This window comes from Brevundimonas sp. PAMC22021 (assembly GCF_019443405.1).
Taxonomy (GTDB): domain Bacteria; phylum Pseudomonadota; class Alphaproteobacteria; order Caulobacterales; family Caulobacteraceae; genus Brevundimonas.
This window is the reverse complement of the sequence record NZ_CP080376.1, coordinates 1,968,226-1,991,995: the sequence shown is the minus strand read 5'-3', so window position 1 is coordinate 1,991,995 and position 23,770 is coordinate 1,968,226. Positions and strand designations below refer to the sequence as shown.

The 23,770-nt window shown below is 68.3% G+C and carries 26 protein-coding genes and 1 other RNA gene; 16 read left to right on the top strand and 11 right to left on the bottom strand.

Going from position 1 to position 23,770, the window contains the following annotated elements; all coding sequences use genetic code 11:
- Window positions 1-50: 50 nt before the first annotated feature.
- From radC to map, 3 genes are all read right to left on the bottom strand, one after another.
- A complete protein-coding gene (gene radC, locus KY493_RS09775) occupies window positions 51-794 on the bottom strand; it encodes a DNA repair protein RadC (RefSeq protein WP_219896162.1) in 744 nt (247 codons plus the stop codon).
- 74 nt (window positions 795-868) lie between these two features.
- A complete protein-coding gene (locus KY493_RS09770; RefSeq protein ID WP_219896161.1) occupies window positions 869-1,408 on the bottom strand; it encodes a lysozyme inhibitor LprI family protein in 540 nt (179 codons plus the stop codon).
- A gap of 65 nt (window positions 1,409-1,473) precedes the next feature.
- Entirely contained in the window at window positions 1,474-2,292 is an 819-nt protein-coding gene (gene map / locus KY493_RS09765; RefSeq protein WP_219896160.1) for a type I methionyl aminopeptidase, read from the bottom strand.
- 319 nt (window positions 2,293-2,611) lie between these two features.
- Here map and KY493_RS09760 point away from each other — a divergent pair, with 319 nt between their 5' ends.
- The 4 genes from KY493_RS09760 to rimM all read left to right on the top strand — a co-directional run bounded on the left by KY493_RS09760 (window position 2,612) and on the right by rimM (window position 7,110).
- Entirely contained in the window at window positions 2,612-3,982 is a 1,371-nt protein-coding gene (locus KY493_RS09760; protein ID WP_219896159.1) for an OmpP1/FadL family transporter, read from the top strand.
- A gap of 398 nt (window positions 3,983-4,380) precedes the next feature.
- On the top strand, window positions 4,381-5,904 hold the full coding sequence (gene ffh / locus KY493_RS09755) for a signal recognition particle protein (RefSeq protein ID WP_219896158.1): 1,524 nt from the start codon (window positions 4,381-4,383) through the stop codon (window positions 5,902-5,904).
- Window positions 5,905-5,927: 23 nt separating this feature from the next.
- Window positions 5,928-6,437, top strand: a complete 510-nt coding sequence (rpsP, locus tag KY493_RS09750; RefSeq protein ID WP_219896157.1) for a 30S ribosomal protein S16 — start codon at window positions 5,928-5,930, stop codon at window positions 6,435-6,437.
- Window positions 6,438-6,582: 145 nt separating this feature from the next.
- Entirely contained in the window at window positions 6,583-7,110 is a 528-nt protein-coding gene (gene rimM, locus KY493_RS09745; protein WP_219896156.1) for a ribosome maturation factor RimM, read from the top strand.
- Between the two features lie 3 nt (window positions 7,111-7,113).
- Here rimM and KY493_RS09740 read toward each other — a convergent pair whose 3' ends face one another.
- Window positions 7,114-7,488 carry a PH domain-containing protein gene (locus KY493_RS09740; RefSeq protein WP_219896155.1) on the bottom strand — a complete coding sequence of 125 codons (375 nt, stop codon included), beginning with the start codon at window positions 7,486-7,488 and terminating at the stop codon, window positions 7,114-7,116.
- Window positions 7,489-7,562: 74 nt separating this feature from the next.
- Between KY493_RS09740 and ssrS the strand changes: the two genes are divergently transcribed.
- Window positions 7,563-7,725: non-coding RNA, 6S RNA (ssrS, locus tag KY493_RS09735), on the top strand.
- 12 nt (window positions 7,726-7,737) lie between these two features.
- Here the strand turns inward: ssrS and KY493_RS09730 are convergent.
- Entirely contained in the window at window positions 7,738-8,613 is an 876-nt protein-coding gene (locus KY493_RS09730) for an alpha/beta fold hydrolase (RefSeq protein ID WP_219896154.1), read from the bottom strand.
- A gap of 108 nt (window positions 8,614-8,721) precedes the next feature.
- Here KY493_RS09730 and KY493_RS09725 point away from each other — a divergent pair, with 108 nt between their 5' ends.
- Both KY493_RS09725 and KY493_RS09720 read left to right on the top strand, forming a co-directional pair.
- On the top strand, window positions 8,722-9,138 hold the full coding sequence (locus KY493_RS09725) for a Gfo/Idh/MocA family oxidoreductase (RefSeq protein ID WP_219896153.1): 417 nt from the start codon (window positions 8,722-8,724) through the stop codon (window positions 9,136-9,138).
- Window positions 9,139-9,144: 6 nt separating this feature from the next.
- Window positions 9,145-10,023, top strand: coding sequence for a Gfo/Idh/MocA family protein (locus KY493_RS09720; RefSeq protein ID WP_370627376.1), 879 nt, complete (start codon window positions 9,145-9,147; stop codon window positions 10,021-10,023).
- Here KY493_RS09720 and mutM read toward each other — a convergent pair.
- The 3 genes from mutM to KY493_RS09705 are packed head-to-tail and all read right to left on the bottom strand — an operon-like array spanning window position 10,020 to window position 14,149.
- Window positions 10,020-10,883, bottom strand: coding sequence for a bifunctional DNA-formamidopyrimidine glycosylase/DNA-(apurinic or apyrimidinic site) lyase (gene mutM / locus KY493_RS09715; RefSeq protein WP_219896151.1), 864 nt, complete (start codon window positions 10,881-10,883; stop codon window positions 10,020-10,022). The genes KY493_RS09720 and mutM overlap by 4 nt on opposite strands.
- Before the next feature lie 8 nt (window positions 10,884-10,891).
- Complete coding sequence (locus KY493_RS09710; protein WP_219896150.1) at window positions 10,892-12,844, bottom strand: M1 family metallopeptidase; 1,953 nt, start codon at window positions 12,842-12,844, stop codon at window positions 10,892-10,894.
- A 57-nt stretch (window positions 12,845-12,901) separates the two neighbouring features.
- Entirely contained in the window at window positions 12,902-14,149 is a 1,248-nt protein-coding gene (locus KY493_RS09705) for a multidrug effflux MFS transporter (RefSeq protein WP_219896149.1), read from the bottom strand.
- Between the two features lie 121 nt (window positions 14,150-14,270).
- On the opposite strand from KY493_RS09705, the gene KY493_RS09700 reads away from it, so the two are divergent.
- The 4 genes from KY493_RS09700 (at window position 14,271) to KY493_RS09685 (ending at window position 18,095) form a co-directional block, all read left to right on the top strand.
- On the top strand, window positions 14,271-15,728 hold the full coding sequence (locus KY493_RS09700; RefSeq protein WP_219896148.1) for an AMP nucleosidase: 1,458 nt from the start codon (window positions 14,271-14,273) through the stop codon (window positions 15,726-15,728).
- Between the two features lie 72 nt (window positions 15,729-15,800).
- Complete coding sequence (locus KY493_RS09695; protein ID WP_219896147.1) at window positions 15,801-16,424, top strand: hypothetical protein; 624 nt, start codon at window positions 15,801-15,803, stop codon at window positions 16,422-16,424.
- Window positions 16,424-16,726 (top strand): transcriptional regulator, encoded by a 303-nt coding sequence (locus tag KY493_RS09690; RefSeq protein ID WP_219896146.1) that lies wholly within the window; start codon window positions 16,424-16,426, stop codon window positions 16,724-16,726. The genes KY493_RS09695 and KY493_RS09690 overlap by 1 nt, the downstream gene beginning before the upstream one ends.
- Window positions 16,727-16,736: 10 nt before the next feature.
- Window positions 16,737-18,095, top strand: coding sequence for an anthranilate synthase component I family protein (locus tag KY493_RS09685; RefSeq protein ID WP_219896145.1), 1,359 nt, complete (start codon window positions 16,737-16,739; stop codon window positions 18,093-18,095).
- On the opposite strand, the gene KY493_RS09680 is transcribed toward KY493_RS09685, so the two are convergent.
- The 3 genes from KY493_RS09680 to KY493_RS09670 all read right to left on the bottom strand — a co-directional run bounded on the left by KY493_RS09680 (window position 18,050) and on the right by KY493_RS09670 (window position 19,574).
- Window positions 18,050-18,565 (bottom strand): TadE/TadG family type IV pilus assembly protein, encoded by a 516-nt coding sequence (locus tag KY493_RS09680; protein WP_219896144.1) that lies wholly within the window; start codon window positions 18,563-18,565, stop codon window positions 18,050-18,052. The two genes, KY493_RS09685 and KY493_RS09680, sit on opposite strands and share 46 nt — an antisense overlap.
- Window positions 18,562-19,065 (bottom strand): TadE/TadG family type IV pilus assembly protein, encoded by a 504-nt coding sequence (locus tag KY493_RS09675; protein ID WP_219896143.1) that lies wholly within the window; start codon window positions 19,063-19,065, stop codon window positions 18,562-18,564. Before KY493_RS09675 ends, KY493_RS09680 begins: the two co-directional genes overlap by 4 nt.
- Before the next feature lie 89 nt (window positions 19,066-19,154).
- Window positions 19,155-19,574, bottom strand: coding sequence for a pilus assembly protein N-terminal domain-containing protein (locus KY493_RS09670; RefSeq protein ID WP_219896142.1), 420 nt, complete (start codon window positions 19,572-19,574; stop codon window positions 19,155-19,157).
- 260 nt (window positions 19,575-19,834) lie between these two features.
- On the opposite strand from KY493_RS09670, the gene KY493_RS09665 reads away from it, so the two are divergent.
- The 5 genes from KY493_RS09665 to KY493_RS09645 all read left to right on the top strand — a co-directional run bounded on the left by KY493_RS09665 (window position 19,835) and on the right by KY493_RS09645 (window position 23,769).
- Window positions 19,835-20,005 carry a Flp family type IVb pilin gene (locus tag KY493_RS09665; RefSeq protein ID WP_219896141.1) on the top strand — a complete coding sequence of 57 codons (171 nt, stop codon included), beginning with the start codon at window positions 19,835-19,837 and terminating at the stop codon, window positions 20,003-20,005.
- 114 nt (window positions 20,006-20,119) lie between these two features.
- Window positions 20,120-20,635, top strand: coding sequence for a prepilin peptidase (locus KY493_RS09660; RefSeq protein WP_219896140.1), 516 nt, complete (start codon window positions 20,120-20,122; stop codon window positions 20,633-20,635).
- A gap of 109 nt (window positions 20,636-20,744) precedes the next feature.
- A complete protein-coding gene (cpaB, locus tag KY493_RS09655; RefSeq protein ID WP_219896139.1) occupies window positions 20,745-21,653 on the top strand; it encodes a Flp pilus assembly protein CpaB in 909 nt (302 codons plus the stop codon).
- A gap of 8 nt (window positions 21,654-21,661) precedes the next feature.
- Window positions 21,662-23,068, top strand: a complete 1,407-nt coding sequence (locus tag KY493_RS09650) for a type II and III secretion system protein family protein (RefSeq protein WP_255567854.1) — start codon at window positions 21,662-21,664, stop codon at window positions 23,066-23,068.
- Between the two features lie 8 nt (window positions 23,069-23,076).
- Window positions 23,077-23,769, top strand: a complete 693-nt coding sequence (locus tag KY493_RS09645) for a CpaD family pilus assembly protein (protein ID WP_255567853.1) — start codon at window positions 23,077-23,079, stop codon at window positions 23,767-23,769.
- Window position 23,770 lies beyond the last annotated feature (1 nt).

The following is a 23,770-nucleotide window of genomic DNA, read 5'->3' as shown; positions in this document are numbered from 1 at the left end:
AAACTCGGCTCGTTCGCCGCTCAGCATGGCTGCAAAAGCTTAATGCCCGGCTACATCAGCCCCAGCTGCTTGAAGCTGGCGACGCCGTGGCGGCCTACGACCAGGTGGTCGTGGACCTCGACGTTCAGGTGCAGGCCGGCCTGGACCACCTGGCGGGTCATCTCGATGTCGGCGCGGCTGGGTGTCGGGTCGCCGGACGGGTGGTTGTGCACCAGGATGATGGCGCTGGAAGACAGCTCCAGCGCGCGCCGCACCACCTCGCGCGGATAGACGGGCGCATGATCAACCGTGCCCCGGTTCTGCACCTCGTCCAGGATCAGCTGGTTCTTCTTGTCCAGATACAGCACCCTGAACTGCTCGCGCGGCTCGTGCTGCAGCGCCACGCGCACATAGGCCAAGAGCGCCGACCAGGACGAGATCACCGTGCGCTTCTGCGTCGGCTCCCTGGCGATCCGGCGAGTGACGTCAAAGATCAGCTGCAGGTCCAGCGCGACCGCCCGCGTGGCCTTGCCGGGCTGATAGCCCAGCGAGCGGGCGACCACGTCCTCCACCGCCTCGTGGCTGGCCGCGCCGATCCCCTCCAGCCCGCCAAAGCGCGCCAACAGGTCCTTGGCCAGCGGCTTGGTGTCCTTGTAGGGCACGCTGCGGAACAGCAGCAGCTCCAGCAGCTCATAGTCGGGCAGGGCGCCCAGGCCCCCTTTGGCCGCGCGCTCCCGCAGGCGGTCGCGGTGCCCGCCGTGACGCGGCGCCCCTTTCGCCTTTTCCTTCGCCGGCGGCGTCGCATCGTCCAGCATCCGATCCTCCCGCCAGCCCTTGACGGGCCTCAGGATCGACCGATTGCCCGCGCCGACGCAAGAGGCCGGCGCGATCAGCCGCGATAGCTGGCGATGTAGTCGGCGCGGCTGCCGGTCTCGCGCGCCTGGCACAGGGCGAAATCGACCGGAGCGATGGTGCCTTCGCCCTGGCGGCAGCCGGTGCCGCGACGCAGCCATTCCCGCTGTTCATTGCGCAGAACAGTGAACTGGGCGCCCGTCAGACGGTCCTGGGCGGCGCGGTATTCGGCGTTCAGGCGGTTGTCCTGGCGCTTGAACTCGGCGCCGGCGCATTCACGCATCTGGATGGTGGTGTTCGCGCCCTCCATGCACGCGTCCAGCGAGGCGCTGGTTTGCGGCGCGGGCGCTGCGGGACGAGCCGGCCGAGGGGGCGCCACGGCCGCAGGCGAGGGAGCAGCGGCGACCGGCGCAGGCGCTGCGGCGGCGGCGGGCTCGGCCGAGGCGGCGGGCAGGGCGGCCTGTTCAGTCATCGGCGCGGGCGGCGGCGGCGCGGGCGCGGGCTCAGGCTCCTGTCGGCCGCAGGCGGCCAAGGTCAGCGCGGAGAGGGCGGTTGCGAACAGGACGGCCTTGGTCATTCCGGGGCTCCGTGACGATGGGTCTCACCGTCCTAAGCGCCTGAACAACGGCTCCGGTTCACCGATCAGTTCGGACGGAACAGCCCGGCGGGAGACAGGGTGAAGATTTCCACGCCGTCCTCGGTCACGCCCACCGAATGCTCGCACTGGGCCGACAAGGACTTGTCGCGGGTCACGGCGGTCCAGCCGTCGGACAGCACCTTCACCTGCGGCTTGCCCAGGTTCACCATAGGTTCGACGGTGAAGATCATGCCGGGCTTCAGCACCGCGCCCTCGCCCCGGCGGCCATAGTGCAGGACGTTGGGGCTGTCGTGGAACACCCGGCCGATGCCGTGGCCGCAGAAGTCGCGCACCACGCTCATGCGCTGGGCCTCGACGTACTTCTGGATGGCGAAGCCGATGTCGCCAAAGGTGTTGCCGGGCTTCACCTGCTCCAGGCCCAGGCGCAGCGATTCATAGGTGACGTCGACCAGCTTCTTCGCGCGCGGATTGACGGCGCCCACCGAATACATGCGGCTCGAGTCGCCGAACCAGCCATCCAGCAGCACGGTGTGGTCGATGTTGACGATGTCGCCTTGCTTCAGCACCCGGTCGCCGGGGATGCCATGGCAGACCACATGGTTGATGGAGATGCAGGTGGTCTTCTCATAACCCTTGTAGCCCAGGCAGGCGGGCTTGGCGCCCTGCGCCAGGGTCCATTCGCGGATCAGGTCGTCCAGTTCGCCGGTGGTGACGCCGGGCTTCACATGCTCGGCGATCATGTCCAGCGCCTCGGCCACCATGCGGCCCGCCCGGCGCATGCCGTCGAACTCGTCCAGGCCGTAGATGCGGATCTCGCTGGAGCGGACGGGATGGTCGGTTTCGAGGTCGGGAACTTCGTACATGGAGGCTCGGATGCGGACTTGGTGCGGCCGTGAGATGGAGAGCCTAGCACGAAAGCTCAAGTCCGTCGCCCCGGCCGGCGGCGACCACCCTGCTGTGCAAACATCAGCCTCTCAAACGAAGTTCCAAGCAGCAAACATGCCGCTGCGTAAGCTCTCGCAGCCGTGATCCGCTGCGGCGCGGGCGACACAGTTTCGCCAGAAACCGGTCCGAGACGAGCCGCGCAGGCAACGCTTCATCGCCATGAACGCTGTGCGTGCGCTCCCCGACAGCCCGGGTCCGCAAGGCCGGGCGCGCTTCATCTTAGGTGTAAAGAGAAACATGATCCCCAGGATTCTCGGTCGCGTCAGCGCCGCCGCCCTGCTCGCCGCCTCGGCCGCCGCCGTCGCCGCCCCCGCCTCGGCTGGCTCCTTCTATCTGCAGGAACAGTCGGTGCGCGGCATCGGCCGCGCCAACTCGGGCGAAGGCGCCGACATGGGCGCGTCCTCCCTGTGGTGGAACGCCGCCTCGATCGCCCGCAGCGGCCGCGAAGTCTACCTCGGCGCCCACGGCCTGATCGTCGACTCCGACGTCGACAATCGGGGATCGACCCTGACCTACGCGCTGCCCGCGCCGACGCCCCCGTTCCCGGCGGGCTCGGTCTTCCGCGGCAGCGCCCCGGTCGGCGGAGACCAGCACGTGCATGAAGTGGTGCAGAGCGGCGTTGTACCGAACTTCGCCGTGGCCCTGCCGGTCGGCGACCGCTTCGCCATCGGCCTGGCGGCTCAGGCGCCTTACAACTTCACCACCGAATATGACGCCGACGACTTCGCCCGCTATGACGCGATCAAGTCCGAACTGCTGACGGTGAACCTGTCGGCCGTGGTCGCCATGCAGGTCACCGACTGGCTCGACATCGGCGCAGGCTTCGACGCCCAGTACGCCGACGCGGAGCTGACCTCGGCCCTGCCGAACCTGCCGACCGTGGTGCCGACCGGCGGTCTGACCGCCCGCTTCATCCCCTCGACGACAGACGGCTTCAACAGCCTGAAGGGCGATGGCTGGAACTATGGCTGGAACGCGGGCGCGCAGATGCATTTCGGCGCGCTGGATCTCGGCGTCTCCTACCGCTCCAAGATCGAACATGAGCTGGACGGCGACGTCTCCGTTTCGGGCCTGGCGGGCGCCCTGGCCGCCGCCAACTTCAGCGCCGGCGGCACCGCCAGCTTCAACACGCCGTGGTTCGCCACCCTGTCGGCGCGCTACCATGTCAACGATCGCCTGACGCTGAACGCCCAGGTCAACCAGATCGGCTGGAGCGAGTTCGACGCCATTCGCGTGGACTCGACCCGCGACAGCGTGATCGAGCAGAACTACGACGACGTCACCACCGGCGCGATCGGCTTCGACTACAAGATCGACCCAACCCTGACCGTGCGCGGCGGCGTCGGCTTCGATCCGACCCCGACGCCGGACGGCCAGCGCACCGCCCGTATCCCGGACGGCGATCGCTTCCTGGTCTCGGGCGGCCTGACCAAGGAAGTCCGCCCCGGCATGATGCTGGACGGCGCGGTGACCTACATCGGCATCGACGACACGGAAATCTCGGACGACCGCGACGTCTACGGCAACGGCCTGATCACCTCCAACCTGCGCGGCGAGGCGACCGGCTACGGCGTCGGCTTCTCCGCCGGCCTGCGCTGGGCGTTCTAAGACTTAACGCCAAGGTGACGATGGAAACGGCGGCTCCTCCCGGAGCTGCCGTTTTCTCTTTCAGGGGTCGTTGTTGGCGCGGCCCCGGGCGGCCAGCCGCATGCGAGGCCGCCCTGGTCCGTGAAGACGGATCGCCGCCTTGCCTCGCACCCGCTTTTCCGTCATAAGCCGCCGCTTCCGGCGCAAGTGAACCTCGCGTCTCCACCATCACGACAGCTTTTCTGTTGTGCTGCCGCGCCCAGCGCTGCTTGAGCACAGCCCACTCCGGGCTCAAGCAGGCCGATAGGCCGATAGCCCTAAAGGAAAGAACGAGGATGGCGAGAACCCCCTGCCGACGTGATCGTCCACAGGGGCCGTTGTCGTATGGAGCCGTTCTCACCCGCCAAACGAGGTAGTGAATGTTCGAGGCTCTGAACGAGCGGCTGACAGGCGTCTTCGACCGGATCACCGGGCGCGGCGCCTTGTCCGAAAAGGACGTGGCCGAGGCGATGCGCGAGGTGCGCACAGCCCTGCTCGAGGCCGACGTCGCCCTGCCGGTCGTCAAGGAATTCATCGCCTTCGCCACCGAACGCGCCACCGGCGAAGACGTCATCCGCTCGGTCAAGCCGGCCGACCAGGTGGTCAAGATCGTCTATGACGGCCTGATCGAGATGCTGGGCGGCGAAGAGCCGGTTCCGCTGAACACCAACGCCAATCCGCCGGCCGTGGTGCTGATGGCCGGCCTGCAGGGCTCGGGCAAGACCACGACCTCGGCCAAGCTGGCGCGGCGCCTGAGCCAGTTCGACCGCAAGAAGGTCATGATGGCCTCGCTGGACACCCGTCGCCCCGCGGCGATGGAGCAGCTGGCGACCCTGGGCAAGCAGATCGAGGTCGCGACCCTGCCGATCGTGCAGGGCGAGAGCGCGGTGCAGATCACCCGCCGGGCGCTGCAGTCGGCCAGGCTGCAGGGCTTCGACGTCCTGATCCTGGACACCGCCGGCCGCATCACGCTCGACGAAGGGCTGATGAACGAGGTGGCCGAGGTCGCCGAGATCGCCAAGCCTGTCGAGACCCTGCTGGTCGCGGACAGCCTGACCGGCCAGGACGCGGTGCGCACCGCCAAGGCCTTCCACGAGCGGCTGCCGCTGACGGGCCTGGTGCTGACGCGCGCCGACGGCGATGGGCGCGGCGGGGCCATGCTGTCGATGCGGGCGGTCACGGGCCTGCCGATCAAATACCTCGGCGCCGGCGAAAAGGTCGATGCGCTGGACGTGTTCGACGCCCGCCGCGTCGCCGGCCGCATCCTGGGTCAGGGCGACATCGTGGCCCTGGTCGAAAAGGCCGCGCAGGACCTGGACCAGGCCAAGGCCGAGAAGATGGCCAGGAAGCTGGCCAAGGGCCAGTTCGACCTGGACGACCTGGCCGGCCAGCTGCAGCAGATGAAGCGGATGGGCGGGCTACAGGGCATCATGGGCATGCTGCCGGGCGTGGCCAAGATGAAGGGCCAGATGGCCGAGAGCGGCATCGACGACCGCATGATCCTGCGCCAGGAAGCCATCATCTCCTCGATGACCAAGGCCGAGCGCAAGAAGCCGGACCTGTTGAATGCGTCACGCAAGAAGCGCATCGCCGCAGGCGCGGGCGTGGACGTGCAGGACGTCAATCGCGTGCTGAAGCAGCACCGCCAGATGGCCGACATGGTCAAGTCGATGGCGCGCGGCGGGCCCAAGAAGATGCAGCAGATGGCCGCCATGCTGGGCGGGCTTGGCGGCGGCGGGATGGGCGGACCCGACCTGAACCGCCTCAAGGCCATGGGCGGCGGCAAGATGGCCGAGCCCTCGGCCGACGAACTGAAAGCCATCCAGGACCGGTTCGCCGGTCTTGGCGGCGGACAACTTCCGGGAGGCCTTCCGGGCCTGCCGGGCTTCCCGAAAAAGAACTGACCTTCGTTTAGAAAGAGACTGAAATGCTGAAGATCCGTCTGGCCCGCGGCGGCGCCAAGAAGCGCCCCTACTACCACATCGTCGTCGCCGACTCGCACTCGCCGCGCGACGGCAAGTTCATCGAGAAGGTCGGCGCCTACAACCCGATGCTGCCTAAGGACGGCGCCCAGCCGCGCGTCACCCTGAAGTCGGAGCGCATCGCCGAATGGCTCGGCAAGGGCGCCCAGCCGACCGACCGCGTCGCGCGCTTCCTGTCGCAAGACGAGACCCTGTCGGCCAAGGTGACCTGGACCCAGGGCAACAACCCGAACCGCGCGCAACCGGGCAAGAAGGCCCAGGAACGCGCCGCCGAGCGCGCCCAGCGCGAAGCCGACCGCGCCGAAGCCGAAGCCGCCGCCAAGGCTGAAGCCGCCGCCGCCGCCGAAGCCGCCAAGGCCGAAGCCGCCGCTGCCGCCGCCGCGCCCGCGCCGGCCGCCGAAGAAGCGCCTGCTGAAGAAGCTCCCGCCGCCGAGGCGACCGAAGAACAGGCGTAAGCCTGAACGAATGATCCCTCTCCCGTTCGCGGGAGAGGGAGGGGCCCGTCGCGAAAGCGGCGGGAAGGTGAGGGCATCGGTTGCGTCCCTGTTGGGGCCGGGCCCCTCACCCCAACCCCTCTCCCGACGGGAGAGGGGTTTTTTTATGCCGGAAGACAGCAGACTGATCCTGGTCGGGCAGGTGGCCGGGGGGTTCGGGGTCAAGGGGGAGGTGCGGGTGACCGCGTTCACCGCCGATCCGTTGGCGCTGACGGACTATGGGCCGCTGTTGCGGGCGGACGGGTCGGTGGGGCTGACGCTGACGCAGGCGCGGCCGGACAAGAACGGCATTGTCGGACGCGCCAGGGAAATCACGACCAAGGAAGAGGCCGACGCCCTGCGCGGCTTGAAGCTGCACGTGCCCCGCGACCGCTTTCCCGAGCCGGAGGAAGACGAGTTCTATCTGGCGGATTTGCTGGGGATCGAGGCGCGCGATGCGGCGGGCCAGGCCGTGGGCACAGTCAAGTCGGTGCAGAACTTCGGCGCCGACGACATGCTGGAAATCGCGCCCGCCGAGGGCGGCCCGACCTGGTACCTGCCTTTCACCAAGGCGGCGACGCCGGAGCTGCACCTGGTCGACGGCTGGATACTGATCGTGCGGCCGACCGAGGTCGGCGAGCGCGAGCCGGACTGAAGGTCAGGCCAGGACGTAGCTGGCCAGCACCTTTTGCACGTCGCCGATGTCCACGCCGCGCCCAAAGGTGCGGTTAAAGATCGCGCCGCCCGACAGCGCCACCTTCAGTTCGGAGTCCATGTCGAGCGTGCCGGCGGTCTCGACGCTGAAGTGGCTGATCTTGGCGTAGGGGACCGAATGATATTCGGTCTTCTTGGCGGTCACCCCCTGCTTGTCGACGAGCAGCAGGCGCTTGTCGGTGAAGACGATCAGGTCACGCACCAGCTTGTAGGCGTGCTCCACCCGTTCGCCGGGGATCAGGATGTGACCGAGTTCAGCCGTCGCCGAGGCGGCGTCGAGGGTGTTGGCGTTGCCCATGAGGGCGTTCAGCAGGCTCATCAACGATCTCCCTGGTTTCGATCACCGTACCGCTTGAGAGGCGTTCCCGTCACGCCTATCTTGATCGACGGCGGGTCATGCTGCGGTGTTCGAGGAAGACGACATATCCTCGCGGCCTTAATTCACTCGAAGGGAGCTGTCCCTGTCCGGGCTCGAGGGCCTGGGTATATGGCGCCCACCTGGTTATCCAGGCTCGAGAGGATTTAAACTGTTCTTTACGGCTCTCGCGGCGCCGCCACCCTTCTTTTTCTAAGACGCGAGGAACCGCTGCACGGCGGCGAGGAAGCGTTGCGGCTGGTCGCTCATGACCTGGTGCTCGGCGCCTTCGATGGGCTCGAACCGGGCGGGCGTGCGCAGATTGTCGAAGCCGGAGCGGAACAAGGCCTCCAGCTTGCTGCGGGGATTGTTCTCGTCGCGGCTCCAGCCGTAGGCCACGGTCACCGGCGCGGTGATCTCGCGCAGGCGAAGGCGCAGGTCGACGGTCATCACCTCGTAGAGCCCCTGGGCCAGGATGCGGCGATCGCCGCCCTGAAGCCCCAGGCTGCCGAACACCATGTCGCCCGCCGCGCCCAGATCACCGCCGAAGCCGCCGATCTGGCTGGTCAGGGCGGAATCGCCGAACAGCATCAGCGCCTGATAGATGACCTGGGCGATCGGCTCGATCTGGGCCGAGGTCGCGCGCGCATCGACCAGGGCGGGAAAGAAGGGGGCGGAATCGACCACCATCACCCGGCTGACGCCTTCGCGGGCGTCGGCGGCGACGCGCAGCGCGATCTGTCCGCCCATGGAGTGGCCGATCAGGGCCGGGCGGTTCAGCCGCTGTTCGGCCATGTAGCGGCGGATCTCGTTGGCGACCGGCCCCTCAATCCCGCCCTCGGCGTTGCCGGCGATGGCGGTCTCGCCGAAGCCGCGCACGGTGACCAGGTGCAGTCGATAGTTGTCGTCCAGTCGGTTCACCGCCGGTCCCCAGGCCGTGGCCGTCGAGCCCAGGCCGGGGATCAGGATCACGTCGGGGCCGCGCCCGCGCGTCTCCACGATGATCCGGTCAGAGCGAAACGCCCCTTGCGCAAGCGCGGGCGAAGCCATGGCCATAAGGGCCAGGATAAGAAGCAGGATGCGACGCATGATCCGGCTCTAACGACGGATCGCGGCCTTTGGTTGTCGCATGCGCGGCCGAGCGAGGAACGATCCGGCCCACCGGCGATTGGTTTTCCGATCCTTCTGGAGAAACCGATGTCCGTTCAGCCGCCCGAGAGCCTGCGCCTGTCGCGTCGCACCCTGTTCGTCGCCGGATCGGTTGGCATGGGCGCGATGATCGCCCGTCCCGTCCTGGCGCAAAGCGCGGGCGCTGAACGACCGCCCGAGATCGACATCGGACGGGTGGAGAACGGCAAGGTGACCTTTCCGGAATGGAAGGGGCCGAACGACGCGCCGTCCAGCCCGCCGCCCGCGCCGCAGCCGGACGAGCAGCGGGTCGGCTTTGCGATCGTGGGGCTGGGCCGGCTGTCGCTGGAGCAACTATTGCCGGCGTTCGGCGAGACCATGCGGGCCAAGGTCGTGGCGCTGGTGTCCGGGACGCCGGAGAAGGCGCAGGCCGTGGCCCGGCAGTACGGTGTGTCGGCCGATGCGATCTACGGCTACGACGACTGAGACCGCATCCGGCAGGATAGCCGCATCCAGGCCGTCTATGTCGTCACGCCCAACGGCCTGCACCGGCGCGACGTGCTGGCTGCCGCCGGGGCCGGCAAGCACGTGTTGTGCGAAAAGCCGATGGCCAACACCTCCAGAGAGGCGCGCGACATGATCGCGGCCTGCGAGCGGGCGGGCGTCAAGCTGATGATCGCCTATCGTTGCCAGTACGAACCCTACAACCGCCGGGCGCGCGAGCTGTATCGCTCGGGCGAACATGGGGCGGGTCGATTGATCGAGGCGTCCAACAGCCAGGACCACGGCGATCCCGCCCAGTGGCGCAGCGACAAGGCGCTGGCGGGCGGCGGCTCGCTGCCCGACATCGGTCTGTATTGCCTGAACACCATCCGCGCCCTGACCGGGGAGGAGCCGGTGGAGGTGTTCGCCCGCATCGTCACCGACACCTCGGACCCGCGCTTCCGCGAGGTCGAGGATAATGTGTCCTGGACCATGCGCTTCCCGTCGGGCGTCATGGCCAACTGCTCATCCAGCTATTCGGCGCACAACTACAAGACCCTGCGCTACCAGAGCCAGAAGGCGTGGAACCGGGTCGACGACGCCTTCGCCTACACCGGGCAGTCGATGACCATTTCGATGCGCGAGGGCGATCAGGCGGCCGAGACGTCACCCAACATCCCGCACAAGAACCAGTTCGCGCTGGAGATCGACCACTTCGCCCAGTGCATCCAGGAGAACCTGCAGCCCCATACGCCGGGCGAGGAGGGCCTGCAGGACCACCGCATCATGGAGGCCATCTACCGCTCGGCCGAGACGGGGCGCCCGGTGACGTTGGATCGGGTCGAGGGTCTGGACGTGTTCCGGGGACCGGAGCCGAAGGAGGGCTAACGCTTCTGGCAGGACGGGCAGAAAAAGGTGGAGCGGCCGCCCTGGACGATGCGGGCGACGCGGCCTGAACAATCGTCGCCCCGGCAGGGCTCGCCCTCGCGCCCGTAGACGTCGAAGCGATGCTGGAAATAGCCCTGGCCGCCCTCGGCGTTGGCGAAGTCGCGCAAGGTGGAGCCGCCGGCCTCGATGGCGTCGTTCAGGACGTTGCGCACCTCGACCGCGAGCCGTTCCAGGCGCGGGCGCGAGACCTTGCCGCCGGCGACGGTGGGCGAAATGCGGGCGCGATAAAGGGCCTCGCAGACATAGATGTTGCCCAGCCCCGCCACGATCCGCTGGTCCAGCAGCGAGACCTTGATCGACTGTTTGCGGCCGGCGAAGGCGGCGTGCAGATGCGCGGCGGAAAAGCCGTTGCCGAGCGGCTCGGGGCCCAAGGCCGCGAACCAGGGATGCGTCTCGACTTCGCTGCTCGGGACCAGGCCCATGAAGCCGAAGCGGCGAGCGTCGGCGAAGCCGATGCGGGTCACGGCGTCGTCGCGGATCGCGCAGGCGCTGAAGTGTTCGTGCTTGCCGGCGATGGGCGCGGCCTCCTCGAACTCCCCAAGCTGCATCCCGTCCAGGGTGAAGCGGCCGGTCATCCCGAGGTGCGCGATCCAGGTCTCGCCCGTGGACAGCGGCAGGAGCAGGTATTTGGCGCGACGCTCGATGCGCTGCACCACCGCCCCCTCCAGCCGCTCGACGAAGCGGTCGGGGAAGGGGAAGCGCAGGTCGGGACGGTTGATGCGGACGCGACACAGCCGCGCGCCCGCAAGCACCGGCTCAAGCCCCCGCCGGACCGTCTCGACCTCGGGAAGTTCGGGCATGCTGGGCCTTAAGGCCGCCCGACCAGCTGATCGACCGAGCCGGTGGTGACCGGGTGATACAGGGGCCGCGCCTGCGCATAGATGCGGCGGGCCAACGTCCGGCCCCAGTCGCCCTCGCCCCACAGGGTGGTGAACAGCGGCAGGACGAACTTGCGACGGCCCTGTTCAGTCAGGAAGCGTTCGGCGGTCGGCACGGCGGGCTGGTAGCGGTGCGCCATGGCGATCTGCAGCCAGGCGAAGGTCAGCTCGCTGTTGCCTTCGTTGGTCAGGTTCAGCGTGGACTGGAGGTCCGCCAGTTGCGCGGCCGTCAGCCAATCGGCGGTGGCGCGCAAGCCCTCCGGACGCCAGCCGAGGAAACGCTGGCGCTGCTGGGTGTTCCAGCCGCTCCACGGGATGGCCGAGGCCGGACCCTTGTCGCGGAAGAAGGCGACGGCCGCCGCATCCACCGGCGCAAAGGCCGGCGAGGTCGGCGCGACCGCGTTCGACGGCAGGCCCGGCTGATAGATCCAGGCGTCCATCTGCAGCTGTTGCTCCAGCACCGGATCATTATGGGTCAGGTGCTCGCGGACGTCGGCGAGGAACTGCTCGGTGGTCATCGGCCGGAAGGCGTTGCGGTCGAAATAGCCGGTCAGCCAGGCGTCGAACCGCTCACGACCCACGACCCGCTCGATGGTGCGCAGGAACAGGGCGCCCTTTTCATAGGCGATGTCGGTCAGGCCGTCGTCGGGATCGCGGCCGTCCAGCTCGATCTTCAGGCGGGTGTCGGCGGCGGGCAGGCTGGCCAGCGTCTCCTGCAGGCTGTCGTAGCCCAGCACCTGCTCCTGCATCGCGCGGTCGCGGCCATAGACCGCCTCCATGATGCGGTTCTCGAAATAGACGGTGAAGCCCTCGTTCAGCCAGAAGTCCGACCAGGTCGCATTGGTCACCAGGTTGCCGGACCAGCTGTGCGCCAGCTCGTGCGCCACCAGAGACACCAGCGAGCGGTCGCCGGCGATGATCGTCGGGGTGGCAAAGGTCAGGCGCGGATTCTCCATCCCGCCGAACGGGAAGGACGGCGGCAGGACCAGCAGGTCGTAGCGGCCCCAGCGATAGGGGCCGTAGAGTTTCTCGGCCGCGTCCACCATGGCGGCGGTGGGCTCAAGCTCATGCGCGCTGGCGGCCAGGCGGCTGGGCTCGGTCCAGACGCCGGTGCGCTCGTCCAGCGGCGCAAAGGTCAGGTCGCCGATCCCCAGCGCGATCAGATAGGGCGGGATCGGGTTGGTCATGCGGAAGCGCCAAGCCTTTTGGCCGTTCGCCGCCGCCTCGCCGCCCTCCGTCAGCATCTCGGCGCTCATCACCGCCGTGAGGTCGGCAGGCGCGGTGATGCGGGCGTCATAGGTCTGGCGAATGCCGGGGCTGTCCTGGGTCGGAACCCAGGTGCGGGTGAGGATCGCCTGGCCCTGGCTGAACAGATAAGGCTTCTGGCCTCCTGCCGTCTGCTGCGGGCTGAGCCACTGAAGGGCGGCGGCGTTCGGGCGCGTCGAATAGTCGATGACGATGCGCCGCGTCTCGCCCGCCGACAGGGCGGGAAAGCGGATCGTCAGCGGCTGGCCCAGCACCGGATCGTTCGCGCCTGCCTCGAACTGCAAAGGCTGGCCCGACGCGTCGGACACCGAGCGGATGTCCATGTCGCGGATGTCGAGAATGATCTCGTTGGCGCCCGCCACGCCCTGGATGTCCAGCGCCGCCTTGCCGGACAGGGTCTTGGCCGCGAAGTCGGCGGACAGGTCCAGCGCCACGTGGCGCACGCGCGCAATCTCGGGCCGGGCGTAGGAGTGGACGTCGCGCGCATAGTCGACCGGCGCGTTGGCCGATGCGGGAAGGGGCGGCATGTCTGAGCCTCCGGTGGTGGAGCAGGCCGAGACGCCGAGCGCGGCGGCGAGAGCGAGGGCCGAGACCAGGCCGGCGCGAGTGCGGATCATCGTGGACGTCATCCTGCTGTTTTCGAGCACGGACAACGCCCCGGATGACGGCAAAGATCAAGCCTTGGCGGGCGCCGCCGCATGGTGGGCGCGGAACAGCTTGCCGCGCTCGGCGAACAGCACGAATGCCAGCGCCATCAGGCCAAAGCCGGTAAAGCCCAGCGTCATCGGGGCGACGGTGCCGTTGAACTGCTGGCCGATGGCGAAGCCCAGCAACGAGCCGCCGATGGTGGAGATGAAGCCCTGGACCGACGAGGCCGTGCCGGCGATCTTGCCCATCGTCTCCATGGCCATTGAGCCGAAGTTGCCGGCGATCAGGCCAAAGCAGAACATGGTCAGGGTCTGCAGCACCGCAAAGGTCCAGATGGATTCATGGCCGCTCAGCGCCACCGCCGCATGAACGGCGGCCACGAAGGTGAAGCCGATCAGGGCCGTGTGCGAGATGCGACGCGAGCCGAGCTTCACCACCCACCGCGCATTCACCAGTGACGCGACCGCGATGCCGCCGGCGATCAGGGCGAAGATGGCGGGAAATTGCGCCTCGGCCTCGAACACGTCGGCGAAGATCTGCTGAGACGAATTGATGAAGCCGAACAGGGCGCCGGTGATGGCGGTCATGGCCAGGGTGTAGCCGACGGCCGTGCGGTCGGTCAGGGCGACGCGGTAGGCCGACATGAGCCGGCGCGCCTGGATCGGCAGGCGATCCTCGGGCTTCAGCGTCTCGGGCAGGCGCAGCGCGGCCCAGACGATCAGGCAGACGCCGACCAGGCCAAGCCCTGCGAAAATCCAGCGCCAGGGGCCGACCAGCATGATCAGCTGACCGATCGACGGCGCCAGGATCGGCACGCCCAGGAACACCAGGAAGCTGAACGACATGACGCGCGCCATGGTGCGGCCCTCGTAGCGGTCGCGCACGATGGAGACGGCCAGCACGCGGGTGCAGGCGCTGCCCAGGCCCTGGCCGACGCGGGCGGCGATCAGGGTTTCGAAGCTGGGCGCTAGCGTCGCCAAAAGGCTGAACAGCACATAGATGCCCACCCCCGTCAGCAGCACGCGCTTTCGCCCGAACCGGTCGGCCAGCGGGCCGTAGATCAGCTGCGCCCCGCCGAAGCCGAGAAGATAGGCGGTCACGACCCACTGCCGGGTGTTCTCGTTGGCGACGCCCAGATCCTCTCCGATGTGCGGCAGGGCCGGCAGCATGGAGTCGATGGCGAGCGCGTTCAGCGCCATCATCAGGGCGATCAGACAAACGAACTCGACGAAGCCGGGCTCGCGCCGGGCGGGGAGGGCGGCGGAAGCGGTCATGGGCGCCAGATGCGCCATGCGGCGGATGATCGCAACCGGCGCGGTGTCGATAAGCCCCAAGCCTGGGCGCGTCCGCTCGCCGCCGTCTCGCCAAAGTCACGATCCTTCGTTAAAGGAGGCCATGACAGACACCAATACACAGCCGATGACGGCTGAGGCGGCGCTGGACCGCCTCGAAACCCTCTACAATCAATCCGTGGGCAATCTGCGAGGCGCCGTGCGCGCCTTCGTGGAGACCGGCGCTCGCCCCGATGCGGCCGAGCGCGCCGACGGCCTGTTCGCCTATCCCGAGCTGCGAGTGCTGTGGGACGGCGACCGCACCCAGGCCCTGGAGCCTCGCGCCTACGCCCGGCTGGCGCATCGCGGAACCTACAGCACCACCATCACGCGGCCGGAACTGTTCCGCGCCTATCTGACCGAGCAACTGAGCCTGCTGGAGCGGGAGTATGGCGCGACCTTCGACGTCGGGCTGTCCCGCCAGGAAATTCCCTTCCCCTATGTGACCGACGGACTCGACGTGGCGCTGGACCGGTCGATGACGGCGGGGCTGGCGCGCTGGTTCCCGACCACGGACCTGGCGCACATTGGCGACGAGATCGCCGACGGCCTGTTTGACCCGTCCGGCGACTTTCCGCTGTCGCACTTCGACGGCCTGCGGACGGACTTCTCGCTGGCGCGGCTGCGGCACTACACCGGCACGCCGGTCGAGGACATGCAGTCCTATGTGCTGTTCACCAACTACAATCGCTACATCGACGAGTTCGTGCGCTGGGCCTGCGAGCAGCTGAAGGCGCCGAACAGCCCCTACGACAAGCTGTCGTGTGCGGGCGGCGTGGTGGTGACGCGCGACACCGCCGATCCGGATGCGGCGCTCAGCGAGAACGCCTGGAAGAAGCACCAGATGCCCGCCTATCACCTGACCGCGCCGGGCGGGAAGGGGATCACCGTGGTCAACATCGGCGTGGGCCCGTCCAACGCCAAGACCATCACCGACCACCTCGCGGTGATCCGGCCGCACGTGTGGCTTATGATCGGTCACTGCGGGGGCCTGCGCGCCAGCCAGTCGATCGGCGACTATGTGCTGGCCCACGCCTATCTGCGCGACGACCATGTGCTGGACGCGGTGCTGCCGCCGGACATTCCGATCCCCTCGATCGCCGAGGTGCAGCGCGCCCTCTATGACGCCACCAAGTCGGTCAGCGGCATGCCGGGCGAAGAGGTCAAGCGCCGCCTGCGCACCGGCACGGTGGTGACCACCGACGATCGGAACTGGGAGCTGCGCTATTCCAAGTCGGCGCTGCGGTTCAACCAGAGCCGGGCCGTCGCCATCGACATGGAGTCCGCCACCATCGCCGCCCAGGGCTATCGTTTCCGTGTGCCCTACGGGACCCTGCTGTGCGTGTCGGACAAGCCGCTGCATGGCGAGATCAAGCTGCCGGGTCAGGCGAACCGGTTCTACGAGGGCTCGATCTCCGAACACCTGCAGATCGGCATCCAGGCCATCGACCTGATGCGCGCGGAGGGGCAACGCCTGCATTCCCGCAAGCTGCGCGCCTTCGACGAGCCGCCGTTCCGCTGACACAAAAAAGTACTTTACGTCGTAAAGTGACTGGCTCATCCTGAGATCATCGGATTTCAGGAGGAGGGCGCCATGACGCGCGACGCACAGATTATTCAGGACGACATCGCCTATATGCGGGCCCTGGCCCACGAGGGGCGGCATGCGCCTCTACTGGCCGGACCCTTCCTCGTCACCGCCGCCATCGTCTTTGGCGTGGCGAACCTGGGCCAGTGGGCGCTGCTCAGCGGGACGATCGACGCCAGCCCGTGGGCGCCGGTCTGGCTGTGGATCGGGGCTGGTCTCGTCTTCGGCGCGGCGCTGTCGGTGCTGATCGGAAGAATGAAGGGCAAGCCTGGCTTCAACTCGTCGGGCAACCGGGCGGTCGGCGCAGCCTGGTCCGCGGTCGGTTACGGCATCTTCGTCACCTGGCTGGGCCTGATGGCCATGGGTCTGAGCTCTGGCGACTGGTCGGTGATGATGACCATGCCGACGATCGTCTTCGTGGCCTATGGCTCGGCCTGGATGATCGCCGGCGCCATGACGCGGGTGCGCTGGATGACGGTGACCGGGCTGCTGTCCTACTTCGGCGCGATCGCGGTGGGCTGGTTCGCCGGCGATACGGCCATGTATCTGGTGTTCACGGTGGTCATCTTCGCCGTCGCCTTGGTTCCCGGCCTGATCCTGATGCGGCAGGAACCGTCGGAGATCGTCTGATGGCGGACGACTTCGACATCAATCGAATAGACGAGGTCATCCACGGCCGGATTCGCCTGGGGATCATGGCCTACTTGGCGGGAGCGGAGCGGGCGGATTTCAACACCCTGAAGGCCCGGCTCGAGACCACCGACGGCAATCTTTCGGTCCATCTGCGCAAGCTGGAGGACGCCGGCTTCGTCGAAACCACCAAGAGCTTTCGGGGGCGAAAGCCCCTGACAGAGGCGGCCATGACTGAGGCGGGGCGCACGGCCTTTGTCGCCTACCTGGACGCCATGGCGGGGCTGGCGCCGCCTCGCTAAGACGGGAGCGATGAGCCCGCCCGACCGCCCGATCGCCCTGTCCGTTTGTCGGTCAAGACCAGCCTCCTGGGTCGAGCCGGGGCGGGTGGCGACCGGCCTGAGAGATGCGGTCGGTCTGGCGGCTCTGGTCTCGAACGGCGAGGGCGCGGGCGGGCGGTGGTCCCACGTCGCGGCCGAACCGGACGAAGTCCTGGTTGTGGATCGAAGCCAGGGGGGGCTGTTCGACGCCCTGCGCGATCCCGCCTGGAGCGCCGGCGTGATCGGCCTGGCGGCCTATGACGCCGGCGCGCGGGCGGCGACAGGAGGGCGTGGCGGGGTGTGGCCGGACCTGATGCTGGCGCGCTATCCGGCCATGCTGCGCTTCGATCATCGGTTGCGAACGGTCGAGGCGATCGGGCGGGGCGCGGACGCAGAGGCTGCCGACCGCGCTCTGGATCGGGCGATGGCTTGGCTGGATGGCGCAGTCGATGCAGAGGCGCCGCCGCCCCCGGCCGAGACGATGGCGGAGGAGGGGTCCGGCGCGGACTACGAGGCCGCCGTGGCCGATGTGGTCAGCCGCATCGGCGCGGGCGAACTGTTCCAGGCCAACATCGCGCGGGCTTGGGGCGGACGACTGTATGACGGCGCGCAGCCGTTCGACGTGTTTCTGCGGCTGCAGGCGAAGCGCGCCTCGGCCTATGGCGCGCTCTGGCGGCTGGGGGAGTGGGCGCTGGTGTCGAACTCGCCGGAGCTGTTCCTGTCGCTGGAGGGCGGGCGGCTGGAGGCGCGGCCGATCAAGGGGACGCGACCGCGCGGAAGGGACGCGGAGCAAGATGCGGCGCTCGCGGCCGAGCTGTCCGGCAGCGCCAAGGATCGCGCCGAAAATCTGATGATCGTCGATCTGATGCGCAACGACCTGGCGCGGGCGGCCGAGCCCGGATCGGTGCGGGTCGAGGCGCTGTGCGAGGTCGAAAGCCACCCCACCGTGCATCACCTGGTCTCGACCGTGAGCGCGCGGCTGAGGACCGGGCTCCATGCCGCCGATGCGCTGGAGGCGACCTTTCCGCCGGGATCGATCACCGGCGCGCCCAAGCACCAGGCGATGAAGGTGATCGCCGCGCACGAGCCGCCGCGCGGTCCGTGGTGTGGGTCGCTGTTCCTGCTGGGGGAGGGGCGGATGACGGCGTCGGTGCTGATCCGTACGGCGGCGTTCGAGCGATCAGGGCGACGCTGGCGCTTTCGCACCCTGGCCGGCGCCGGGATCACCGCCGACAGCGATCCCCAAGAGGAGCGGCTGGAAACCGAGGCCAAGATCCGCGCGCTGGCCGAGGCGCTGATCGGCGATCAGGGTGTAAGCGTGACCGGAGCGGTGTCTCGCGGCAGATTGTAGGCCGTGTGAGACAGGTTCACGCCGTCCGAAAAGTTCACGGCAGAGACATAGGTGTATTTGATTTCGGAAACGATCACAGTCTGGCCGTTGCTGATCAGGCCGTCGGGCACAATCGGGGCGTCGGCGCCAGACCAGTTCGAGCCTCGGCTCCACTGCACGGTGTAGACGTCGTTCTGCCGGATGACGCTGCTGACCCGCAGCTTCAGCGTATCTACGGGGTAGGGCGCCATCACCAGGTCGCCGACATCCAGGATGCCGTCGAGATCGGAGGTGGTCAGCGTATTCACCTGCCCCACGAGATCGCCGACCACTGCGGCGACATGGTTCATGCGCTTCTGCGCCATGAAACCCTGACTGAATTCGGTCATGGCGAAATACAGCCCGATCATTACCGGGGCGATCAGGGCGAACTCGACGGCGGACACGCCGCGCCGATCCCGCATCAGCCGCTGAAGGGCGCGGCGGCTCATGCGACGCACGTCGTCACCGGCGCGACGCCCGACGGGTTCCAGGGCTCGTTGCGGAAGGCGGTGGAGGCTTTCAGCATCACGCTTGTCGCTCCCAGCCTCAGCACGCCCTGATTGAGAAAGGGCGCGAGCATCGGCTGTCTGTACCAGATCCGGACCAGCACGAGATCGCCCGGAACGCCGCCGTTGTAGCAGTTCTGCGCCTGCAACTCACCATCCACGACGGCGGGTTCGGCGGGAAGGGCGTCAAAGCGCGTGATGGTCTGAACGTCAATGGTGGCGCGCCCGTCACAGTCGGACGAGAAGATGTTCATTCGCCCGCAGACGTCCTGCTTGAACCGGGCCGCGTCGAAGCTCTGCGCCTCGGCCCGGCCGGTTCGGATCAGGCGGCCGCTGTCGCTGATCGCCGTCTCGAGCGTGCTGTTGATCAGAAAGGCCAGCCCAATCTCCAGCACCATGAAAAGCAACGCGAAGAACGGCATGCTGACCAGGGCGAACTCCACCGCGGCCGAACCCTTGCGGTCACGCGCCAGTCGTCCGGCGAGGCGGAAGGACTGAAGACGACGAGGGTGGAGACGAATCGGCATGGCGATCAGGGCGCGGGGCTCGCTTGGGCGCCCGATCCATTGGCCTGGCTGCGGATGCTGGGCGCGCACGTCTGCCCGCACGCCATTTCGGTGGCCTGCCCGCCGCGCCAGACGCGAACCGCCCCGGTGGAGCCGGCGGTCACCGCGATCTCGCCCTGGAACAGGGTGCGGCCGATGGCGTCCACCGCCACCACCTCGGTCACGCCATAGCCCTTGCCGATGACGAACAGGGTGTTGGCGTCCACCACCGTTACATCCGCGATCTGGGGATTGCCGACCACGACCGAACTGGCGGCGCCGTTCAGCTGCACCCGCTGGGTGCGGTCGATCTCGACCGTCAGATTGCGCGACTGGGCCGAGGCGGAGGAGGCGAGGGTCGCGGCGGCGAGGGCCAGGCCGGCGACGGCGTAGGAACGGCGGAGCATGGCGGCTTTCTCGATGAGCGCGAGCGCCTCCGGACATGCATGAGGCGACGCGCGAAAGGTGCGCCTGAAATCTCAAGAAAGTCTGAAGCGCGCGGCTGCGGCGGTATGAAGAAAAATGTCGGTAAATCAGCGGGTAACCACGTCCGACGACCTGGCCTTAACCTCGGCCTGCGATTGTCACCCTGCGTTTTGGGGGTCAAGCGGGCCACCGGCTCCCCCCGCCAGTCGCTCGCTAAACCATAGTCTAGAAGGACATGCACATGACCAAGTTCGTTTCGCGTTTCGTCAAGGACGAGTCCGGCGCCACCGCCATCGAATACGGCCTCATCGCCGCCCTGATCGCCGTGGGCATCATCGCCGCCGTGGGCGGTATCGGCACCAAGCTGAAGGCGTCGTTCGAGAAGGTCGAAACCGAACTGCCGACTTCTTAAGCCATAGTCGAGCAGCCCTAATGACTGCGGAGGGGCCGGAGCGGAAACGCTCCGGCTCTTTCTGTTTGGGTGAAGGCAACGCGGACTTAACGGCTCACGAGGCAGGATCGCATCATGGACACCCTGACCCTTCTGCTGCTCGGCGTGCTGCCGGCCCTGGCCATTGTCGCCGGCCTGCACGACCTGCTGACGATGAAAATTCCGAACTGGATCTCTGGCCTGCTGATCGTGGCCTTTTTTCCCGTCGCCCTTCTTGTGGGTCTGGACCTGCCCACCGTCGCCGCCCATGTCGGCGTCGGTCTGTTGGCCCTGTTCATCGGCGCGGGCATGTTCGCGCTGAACTGGATCGGGGGCGGGGACGCCAAGCTGATCGCCGCCTCCTGCCTGTGGCTGGGCGTTACCGGATCGGGCGTGTTCCTGCTGCAGACCGGTGTCTGCGGCGGCGCCTTCTGTCTGTTCCTGCTGACGGCGCGCAAGCATCTGGCGCCGTTGGTGGTGGGCGGGCCGGACTGGGTCACCCACCTGATGCAACCCAAGGGCGACATCCCCTATGGGGTCGCCATCGCCGCCGGCGCCCTCCTGGCCTTCCCGGCCAGCGACATGGTGGCGCGCTTCTCGGCCGGGTTGTGATCGCCAAACAGCGTTTAGGGCGGCGTTAACCCGCCCCCTCCATGATCGTTAACGACAGGGCACCCGGGAACCGCTTCTCGCATCCCGCGCCCGACCGGAGACCATCTGGATGAAGCCTGCCCGCATCGCCGTCATCTGCGTCGCCGCCGTGTCCGCCATCGGGCTGGCGCTGGTGGTGCGCGCCATGGGATCGTCGTCGAACGAGCCGGCCTCGCCGGCCGCCGCCGCCCCGGTCGAGCAGCGCGCCATGACCCGCATCCTGGTCGCCGCCAAGGACATCCAGCCGGGCAAGCGCCTGACCGACGCCGACATGGCGTGGAAGGACTGGCCCGCCGACGAAATCGACCCGTCCTTCATCGTCGACGCCTCCGCCCCCGCCGTCCCCAAGGACGCCACGCCTGAAAAGAAGGTGGAAGGCGCAGTGGAAACCGTCGCGCGCGTCGCCAACGAGGCGGCCGGAAAGGGCCTGAAGTCCGACTACCTCGGCTCGGTGGTCCGCGAAACCATTCTGGCGGGGGAGCCCATCGTCGGCCGCAAGATCGTGCGGGCCGGCGACAGCGGCTACCTGGCCGCCTACCTCGAGCCCGGCATGCGCGCCATGGCCATCGGCGTGACGGTGGAGACGGCCGCCGGCGGCTTTATCCTGCCGGGCGACCGGGTGGACGTGGTGCTGTCGCGCGAGAACGAAACCGGCGGCGACAATGCGCCGGGACCAAAGTTCACCGCCACCACCGTGATGCGCAACCTCAAGGTCCTGGCCATCGACCAGCAGACCCGCGCCGGCGACGACGCCCAGGCGGTGGTCGGCGCGACCGCCACGCTGGAGGTCGGCCCGCAGGACGCCGAGACCCTGGCGCTTGCCAAGGCGGAAGGCGACCTGTCGCTGGTGCTGCGCTCCTATGCCGACAACGCCGGTCCGTCGGGCCGGACAGGGCGGATCACCGCGCCGGTCGCGGCGGCCCCACGCGCGGTCAAGGTTTATCGCGGCGGCGAGCCGCAAGTGGTGACGGTGCAATGAGCCTTCGCATGATCCGATCCGCGGCGGTGTGCGTGCTGGCGCTGCTGTCGGCCGCATCGCCGTCGATGACGCTGGCGCAGACGCGGGCGGCCGTGGCCATGGGCGCGTCGGCCCCCCAGATGATCAACCTGCCGCGCGGCACCTCGTTCGCGGTGGACCTGCCGGCGGATGCGCGCGACGTGATCGTGTCCAACCCGCAGGTGGCCGAAGCGATGCTGCACTCGGCGCGCCGCATCACCGTGATCGGCCTGCAGCCCGGCGAGACGGACGCCGTCTTCCTGGACGCCGCCGGCCGCACCATCCTGACGCTGCGTGTAAGGGTCGATGCGGGCACCAGCGCCCTGCAGGACACCCTGGCGCGCGTCCTGCCCGGCGCGATGGTGCGCGCAGAGGCGGTGAATGACAGCATCATCCTGACGGGCTCGGTGCTCAGCCCCGCTCAATCGACGCAGGCGCAGACCATCGCGCGGGCCTTTGTGTCGGCCCCTGAGAAGGTGCTGAACATGCTGAACGTCGCCGGCTCCGACCAGGTGATGGTCAAGGCGCGGGTGGTCGAGGTGCAACGCTCGGCCGTGAAGCAACTGGGCCTGGACGTCAGCGCCGTGCTGAACACCGTGGGCGATGGCCTCAGTTTCGCGCAGAACGCCACCTTCGGCGTCAACGGCGGCCTCGTGGGCGGGGGCGCCCTGGGCTATGTAAACGCGGGCGCAGACGGCTCGCTGAGCAGCCGGTTGCAGGCCTTCGAGCGCACGGGGCTGTTGCGCACCCTGGCCGAACCCAACCTCACCTCCGTCAACGGCGAGAGCGCCGAGTTCCTGGCCGGCGGCGAATTCCCGATCCCCGTCGGCGCCTCGGACGACGACGGCCGAACCAACATTTCCGTGGAGTTCAAGCCGTTCGGCGTGCGGCTCGCCTTCCGCCCGATCGTGCTGTCGGAAGGCCGGATATCGCTGCAACTGTCGACCGAAGTGTCGGAGCTGACCACGGAAGGCGCCTTCACGCTACGGCCGTCGGCGGACTCGGCCCTGGTGATCCCCGCCCTGAACGTGCGTCGCGCCTCATCGACGGTGGAGCTGCCCTCAGGCGGATCGCTGATGATCGCCGGCCTTTTGCGCGACGAGATGCGCCAGAACATAGACAAGCTGCCGGGCGCCGGCGACCTGCCGGTGCTGGGCGCCCTGTTCCGCTCGCGCGACTACACCTCGGGCCAGACGGAACTGGTCATCATCGTCGAGGCCTACATCGTCTCGCCGACCGCGCCCGGCCGGTTGCAAACTCCGGCGGATGGGCTGCGGATCGCCAACGACGCCCAAACCCTGCTGTTCGGCCAGTTGAACCAGCAATACGGCAGCCCGCCGCCCGCCCCCGACCCGGCCGCCGGCTGGCAGGGGCCGGTGGGCTATGTGATCGAATGAGGCGCGCCATGATGCACCGACCGAACCGCACCCGAACCGCGGGAGGCGTGTCGCTTGTTGGAGCCGCCGTCCTGCTGGCCGGTTGCGCAACCCCGGCAAGCGACCCCGGCCATGGCCGTCCTCTGACGCCGACGTCGCGCTATGTTCTGCAGGTTGAACCGGGCGTGGACCGGATCGCCCTGGCGGTGCGCCCCGACGGCGTGTCGCACAATCAGCACGCCGCCCTGATCGACCTGACGCAGCGCTTCGCCGCCAGCGGCGCGCCGGCGGTCGTCGTTGAGGCGCCGGGCGGCGACGATCCGGCCACGGCCGCCTTTGTCTGGGCCGCGCGGGACGCGGTGGCGGCGCTGGGAGTGCCGGCGGACCGCATCGTGGTGTCCGCCTATGCGGCGCCCGATCCCCGAGCCCCGGTTCTGGTCGGGTTTGAAATCCTGCGCGCGCATGTGCCGAACTGCGCCGGGCGCGCGGGCGATCTGGCGCACAACCCCAGCAATGAGCCGGACATCGGCTTTGGCTGCGCCGTCACGGCCAACATGGCGGCTCAGATCGCCGATCCGCGCGATATCGTAGCGCCCCGCGACATGGCGCCCCTGGACGCCTCACGCCGCGCCACGGTGATGGACGCCTACCGACAGGGGGAGGTCACGTCCGCCGCGCAGGAGCCGCTGGTTGAAGGTCGCATCTCCGAGGCGGTGGAATAGG